Below are 6229 nucleotides of genomic sequence, written 5' to 3'. Positions count from 1 at the left end.
ACGTGTCGTTCGGCGTTGAGCTGATCGCGCCCATCGCGATGGAAAACGGCCTGCGCTTCGCCATCCGCGAAGGTGGTCGTACCGTTGGCGCAGGTGTTGTTTCTAAAATTATCGAGTAAGGCGCGCTCGTCGCGCCTGGTTGCAGCAGGCGATTTTCCACGGGAAAATCTGCCGGGAGCAACTCGGTAAAGAACTAAAGAAGGCCGTCCCACTCAGGGGCGGCCTTTTCGGTTGAGAGGTTTCCATCATGTTTCTACCGATGGACAATCTCGCGGTCAGATTGGTAACTGGTCCCACAAACACAATTGCAAAGCATGGAATTTCCCAAATGAATCGAGAGCTTAGTTCCAACGAGCGGTCTTTGGCATTATCCATTCTTCCTTGGCTTGCTCATGAGATGTCTTGGCGCTCGCAGCACATGTCACCAGCACCAACGCTTTTGCACGCGGGTGGGCAATCCAACTTTGAAAAGGGGTTTAGCGTTTTGTCCCGGGCGGGGTTAATGCGCAATGAGGGAATCTACGGTTTGCTTACTTGGGAAGCCGGTCAAAGCATCGAGCTGCCAACAGACTATCGACGTGATGATCTTGACGAACTGCTCGAGGCTTTCGCTTGTCATTCGCACTACGCAGACGAGTTTGCTGACCACTACGTGTCCGTAGTGCCCAAAAACAACTCAACGACAAGAATATGCGAGGCCTTTCGTGCTTGCGACTACATAGAAAGGACACCACGCGGCTGGGCTTGGACAGATGCATTCGGGCCTTGGCTGGTGTATGAATGCTGCTGGAGTTTATCAGAGTACGAGGTTGCGGATGACGAAAGTATCGCCGCTACACTCGAAAATCTGCCAGTACAGACATTAAAAAAATTGAAAGGAAGTATGTGCTCATTTGAGCCAGACTTCCTGAGAATTCTATTTGCCCAGTGTCGGAACGGCGTTTGGTTAGAAAGCAACGAGTGGCGAACGGTTCCATCAGATGAGTGGGACATGAATTTGGCCGCTGGTCTTTACGAAAGACTGCAAAAGCCCGGTTAAATCTGAGGCGCACTTCTTTGGTGGCTATCGGATTGTCAGGGTCAACCATTTCCCCCTTGCCAAACCCCGCCAACCCCACTAATACGCGCGAGTTCTCAACAAGAACGTCAAGGCGGGGTGATTCCCGCCTTTTGGGTTCGATGAGGGTTGGCGATGCGCGTCTGTCCTCCTCTCAACCTCAACGCCTGATAAAAGGCTGTATCTATGCAAAGCCAAAATATCCGTATTCGGCTGAAGGCATTTGACTATCGCGTTCTGGATGCCAGCACGCAAGAGATCGTCAACACTGCCAAGCGGACCGGCGCGAACGTGCGCGGCCCGATCCCGCTGCCGAACAAGATCGAGAAGTTCACGGTTCTCCGTGGCCCTCACGTTGACAAGAAATCCCGCGACCAGTTCGAGATCCGCACCCACAAGCGTCTCTTGGACATCGTTGATCCGACCCCCCAGACCGTTGACGCGCTGATGAAGCTCGACCTCGCTGCTGGTGTGGACGTCGAGATCAAGCTGCAGTCGTAAGATCGGAGGGTATAGATTATGCGCTCTGGTATTATCGCAAAAAAAGTTGGCATGACCCGCCTGTTCATGGAAGACGGCAAGCAGATCCCTGTGACCGTTCTTCACCTGGACAATCTGCAGGTCGTTGCACAGCGCACTGCTGACAAAGACGGCTACACCGCCGTTCAGCTGGGCGCCGGTGCTGCCAAGGCAAAACGCACCTCGAAAGCCATGCGCGGTCACTATGCCGCTGCGAAGGTCGAGCCCAAGCGTAAACTGGCCGAGTTCCGCGTCTCCGAAGATGGCCTGATCGATGTGGGCGCCGAGATTTCGGCAGAACACTTCCTGGAAGGTCAGAAAGTTGACGTGTCGGGCACGTCGATCGGTAAAGGCTTTGCCGGTGCGATGAAGCGCCACAACTTCGGTGGTCTGCGCGCCTCGCACGGTGTTTCGATCAGCCACCGTTCGCACGGCTCAACGGGTCAGTGTCAGGACCCGGGCAAGGTGTTCAAAGGCAAGAAGATGGCCGGTCACATGGGTGCTGCCCGTGTCACCACCCAGAACCTGGAAGTTGTCAAAACCGACGCCGACCGGAACCTGGTCTTCATCAAAGGCGCCGTTCCCGGACCGAAATCGGGCTGGGTCACCGTCAAGGACGCCGTCAAGAAGAAAGCACCGGAAGGCCTGCCTTTCCCGGCTGCTGTGAAATCGGCTGCAACCGAAGCACCTGCGGAAGAAGCGCCCGCGGAAGGTGGTGAAGCATGAAACTTGATGTAATCAAACTGGACGGCGGCAAAGCCGGCGACATCGAGCTGAACGCCGATCTGTTCGGTCTCGAGCCGCGTGCGGACATCCTGCACCGTGTGGTCCGTTGGCAGCGCAACAACGCGCAGGCCGGCACCCACAAGGTCAAGACCCGCTCGGAAACCAGCTACTCGACCAAGAAGATCTATCGCCAGAAGGGCACCGGTGGCGCTCGTCACGGTGACCGCAACGCGCCGATCTTCCGCAAGGGTGGTATCTACAAGGGCCCGACCCCTCGTTCGCACGGCCACGACCTGCCGAAGAAGTTCCGCAAGCTCGGCCTGCGCCACGCTCTGTCGGCCAAAGCCAAAGCAGGTGAACTGGTTGTGATCGAGAACGCCGAAGCCGAAGGCAAGACCGCCGCTCTGGCCAAACAGGTTGCAAACCTGGGCTGGAAACGCGCTCTGGTCATCGACGGCGCGACCGTGAACGAAGGGTTCCTGAAGGCGTCGCGCAACATCGAAGGTCTGGATATCCTGCCGTCGATGGGTGCAAACGTTTATGACATCCTCAAGCGTGACACCCTGGTGCTCACCAAAGCGGCTGTCGAAGCACTGGAGGCTCGTCTGAAATGAGCGCGAAGGCAGAACACTACGACGTGATCCGCAAGCCGATCATCACCGAAAAGTCGACCATGGCGTCCGAGAACGGCGCGGTTGTCTTTGAAGTGGCGATCGACAGCAACAAGCCGCAGATCAAAGAGGCCGTTGAGGCGCTGTTTGGTGTGAAGGTCAAAGCGGTGAACACCACCGTGACCAAAGGCAAGGTCAAGCGGTTCCGCGGTCAGCTGGGCCGTCGGAAAGACGTCAAAAAAGCATATGTGACCCTGGAAGAGGGTAACACCATCGACGTGAGCACCGGTCTTTGATCCGACGCTTACTGCGACTATTCACGGCCCCGGCGGTTCAACCCGCCGGGGCCGATTTCGTTTCGGATCCTGAAACTGTGCGTGCGCAGGTGCTGGATCAAATGCGGGTGTTCAGTGCCGAGCCCTATTTTCAGATCGCCGATGAAAAGCTGAGGCTGCTGTCGGTTTTCGATGATCTGAAATACGACCGGGCAGATGTGGACATGATCTCTCCGGCGATGCGAAAGCATGTGGTCGGAAAGCTTGGCCCGCTGGGGTTTCGCCAGACCTCAGGCACGGTGCTGGAGCACGCCGAGGCCGACTTGCGTGTCCACATCCCCAAGTTCCACGCCCTTGGCGCGTCGCCTTTCGATATCGCGCGCTATACCGAGAAACGCCCGCAGGATTACTGTCTGCTGACACCCACGCAGGTAGCTTGTCAGTACGTGGATCACTATGAGTTGGACGACGCCGTGCAGCGGATCGAGGCGCTGGTTGCGAAGCACCCGATCAACCTGCTCAAACTGGCGGATTATCTGGAAGGCAAACCCAAACACCGCGCCTTTCGCGAGGTGCTGGGGCATGTCAAGCTCAAGCAGAGGATTGCGGTGGAGTCCGAGCCGCTGTGCCGTAGGCGATCTTTGGGGTGAAGCTGGTCCGTCGGAAAGACGTCAAAAAAACAAATGTCACCCTGGAAGAGGGTAACACCATCGAAGTATCGACCGGTCTCTGATCGGATCCGTCATTGGAGAGAGATAAAGGCCCCCGCGAAAGCGGGGTTTTATTGCGCTCCAACATGCGGTGCTGCCACATGCAAGTTATCTTGGGGCCAATCAGTTTGAACTGGTTTGATCCTGCTCCGCTTCGATGAATGCCTGCCAACCGTCTACCTTGCCAAACACGCGCATTCTTTCGTGCAGCATAGGGGCGTAGATGGACCACATGCGTTTTCGTAAGTCCCGTCCCTTTGTCGTGACTTTCACGACTTTGCCTCTCCGGTCACTACCAAAGTCGACAAACTCCACCAGTCCCTCTGCAGCGAGCCGCTTGCTCAGATGGGACAGGTTTGATTGCTCGAATATGGTGTCCCGTGCAAGCTCATATGGACGTAGTTGCCCCCCGTGGCGTTCCAGCGACCAAAGCAGATCGTACCATTTCAACGGTGGAAGTCCCGCCTCTTTCAAGGCTGCGCTGATATCCGACTGGATACGGCGGTTGGCTCGGTTCATTGCGACCCAGATCTCTGTCTCAAATTCTGTTGGCAGATCGTTCTTCACAACTTCGTGTTTGCCTTGTTTCTGATTGCAGTCTTGGTTCAATTTATTTAGATGAAAATTCATCTACTTTCCAGTGCCTACCGGACAAAAGGAATACAACCATGACCTTAAAGTCTATAATTGCCGCCGCTGCCTTGACCGTTGCCGTGACACCGGCTTTCGCGCAGACCTATAAGACCGATCAAGGGCATACTGAAGTCCGGTTCGGTTGGAGCCACGCAGGTGTCTCGAACCAGCATGGTGAGTTCACCAAAGTAGACGGCACGTTGGATCTAAATGCCGAAGATGTGGAAGCCTCGACGCTGAACGTGACGATTGACACGAACAGTCTGGCTTCGGGCTTTGGCCCCCTGGATGACCACCTCAAATCAGCTGATTTCTTCGAGGTCGAAACCTATCCCGAAATCACTTTTGTCAGCACCGAAATCAAACGGACCGGCGATACGACGGCGGACGTGACCGGAGATCTGACCATTCATGGCGTGACCAAACCAGTAACCCTGCAAGCCACACTGACCCATCAGGGCGAGCATCCTTTAGGCGGCGCCATAGAATATTACAAAGGCGATTGGGTGGCCTTTTCGGCAACGGGTGAGATCGATCATACGGAATTCGGTGTGGGACCATTCTCAACCGGGCCGATCACAATCATGATCGATACCGAGATGAAGGCAGACGGATAACACCAAAGCCAACTGTATCACCGGGATAAAAAGAGAAAGATTATGCAATCTTGGATGAGGGTGTAGACACCCATCCCCAACCCTGTTACACGCTCCCAATCTTGCGGCCTCGGATTCGTTCCGGGGCCTCTGATATTTGTAACCGGGGACCTTCGGGGCCCTATACCCTTGGCACCTACGGGGGCCTATCACATAGCAGGGAAACCCCCTGCACTTGCTAAACGGAAGACAGAAAGCATGGCACTCAAGTCGTACAAGCCGACGACGCCGGGCCAGCGCGGGCTGGTGCTGATCGACCGTTCGGAGCTTTGGAAAGGACGTCCGGTCAAGTCTCTCACTGAGGGTTTGACCAAATCGGGCGGCCGGAACAACACCGGACGGATCACTTCACGCCGCCGCGGCGGTGGCGCAAAGCGTCTCTACCGGATCGTTGACTTCAAACGGAACAAATTTGATGTTGCGGCAACCGTCGAGCGGATCGAATATGACCCGAACCGGACCGCATTCATCGCACTGGTAAAATACGAAGACGGCGAGCAGGCATACATCCTGGCTCCGCAGCGTCTGGCTGTTGGTGACAAAGTCGTGGCATCCGCCAAGGCCGACATCAAGCCGGGCAACGCAATGCCGTTCTCGGGCATGCCCATCGGTACCATCGTCCACAACATCGAGATGAAGCCTGGCAAAGGCGGTCAGATCGCACGTGCGGCCGGTACTTACGCGCAATTCGTTGGTCGCGATGGCGGCTACGCTCAGATCCGTCTGAGCTCGGGTGAGCTGCGCATGGTCCGTCAGGAATGCATGGCCACCATCGGTGCCGTGTCCAACCCCGACAACTCGAACCAAAACCTCGGTAAAGCCGGTCGTATGCGCCACAAGGGCGTTCGTCCGTCGGTTCGTGGTGTTGCAATGAACCCGATCGACCACCCGCACGGCGGTGGTGAAGGTCGGACCTCGGGTGGCCGTACGCCGGTTACGCCGTGGGGTAAGGACACCAAGGGTAAGCGTACCCGCAACAAGAACAAAGCGTCCCAGAAGCTGATCATCCGCTCGCGGCACGCCAAGAAGAAGGGACGTTAAT

At 56.3% G+C, this 6229-nt stretch carries 10 protein-coding genes and 1 pseudogene; 10 read left to right on the top strand and 1 reads right to left on the bottom strand.

Going from position 1 to position 6229, the window contains the following annotated elements; all coding sequences use genetic code 11:
- From ACR0EZ_RS23255 to ACR0EZ_RS23220, 8 genes and pseudogenes are all read left to right on the top strand, one after another.
- Positions 1-119 (top strand): EF-Tu C-terminal domain-related protein (locus ACR0EZ_RS23255; RefSeq protein ID WP_199023609.1); only part of this gene is annotated, 119 nt, incomplete at its 5' end.
- 278 nt (positions 120-397) lie between these two features.
- Positions 398-1039: a hypothetical protein gene (locus tag ACR0EZ_RS23250; RefSeq protein ID WP_480617162.1), complete on the top strand. Its 642-nt coding sequence runs from the start codon at positions 398-400 to the stop codon at positions 1037-1039.
- 204 nt (positions 1040-1243) lie between these two features.
- Positions 1244-1558, top strand: a complete 315-nt coding sequence (rpsJ, locus tag ACR0EZ_RS23245) for a 30S ribosomal protein S10 (RefSeq protein ID WP_008756422.1) — start codon at positions 1244-1246, stop codon at positions 1556-1558.
- 18 nt (positions 1559-1576) lie between these two features.
- Positions 1577-2302, top strand: a complete 726-nt coding sequence (gene rplC, locus ACR0EZ_RS23240) for a 50S ribosomal protein L3 (protein ID WP_170328778.1) — start codon at positions 1577-1579, stop codon at positions 2300-2302.
- Positions 2299-2916, top strand: a complete 618-nt coding sequence (rplD, locus tag ACR0EZ_RS23235; protein WP_155148664.1) for a 50S ribosomal protein L4 — start codon at positions 2299-2301, stop codon at positions 2914-2916. Before rplC ends, rplD begins: the two co-directional genes overlap by 4 nt.
- Positions 2913-3209 (top strand): 50S ribosomal protein L23, encoded by a 297-nt coding sequence (locus ACR0EZ_RS23230; protein ID WP_008757532.1) that lies wholly within the window; start codon positions 2913-2915, stop codon positions 3207-3209. Before rplD ends, ACR0EZ_RS23230 begins: the two co-directional genes overlap by 4 nt.
- Positions 3206-3838, top strand: a complete 633-nt coding sequence (locus tag ACR0EZ_RS23225; RefSeq protein ID WP_480617161.1) for a hypothetical protein — start codon at positions 3206-3208, stop codon at positions 3836-3838. Before ACR0EZ_RS23230 ends, ACR0EZ_RS23225 begins: the two co-directional genes overlap by 4 nt.
- 2 nt (positions 3839-3840) lie before the next feature.
- A pseudogene (locus tag ACR0EZ_RS23220) lies at positions 3841-3921 on the top strand (50S ribosomal protein L23); the annotation flags it as partial.
- A gap of 100 nt (positions 3922-4021) precedes the next feature.
- Here ACR0EZ_RS23220 and ACR0EZ_RS23215 read toward each other — a convergent pair.
- A complete protein-coding gene (locus ACR0EZ_RS23215; protein ID WP_480617160.1) occupies positions 4022-4528 on the bottom strand; it encodes a MarR family winged helix-turn-helix transcriptional regulator in 507 nt (168 codons plus the stop codon).
- A 38-nt stretch (positions 4529-4566) separates the two neighbouring features.
- Here ACR0EZ_RS23215 and ACR0EZ_RS23210 point away from each other — a divergent pair, with 38 nt between their 5' ends.
- Together ACR0EZ_RS23210 and rplB are read left to right on the top strand one after the other, a co-directional pair.
- Positions 4567-5148, top strand: a complete 582-nt coding sequence (locus tag ACR0EZ_RS23210; RefSeq protein WP_480617159.1) for a YceI family protein — start codon at positions 4567-4569, stop codon at positions 5146-5148.
- Positions 5149-5385: 237 nt separating this feature from the next.
- Positions 5386-6228 (top strand): 50S ribosomal protein L2, encoded by an 843-nt coding sequence (gene rplB, locus ACR0EZ_RS23205; RefSeq protein WP_120633917.1) that lies wholly within the window; start codon positions 5386-5388, stop codon positions 6226-6228.
- Position 6229: the final 1 nt, after the last annotated feature.

The organism is Ruegeria sp. AK4, from assembly GCF_056541025.1.
The sequence above is the reverse complement of the archived record's forward strand: the minus strand, read 5'-3'. Positions and strand labels throughout refer to the sequence as shown.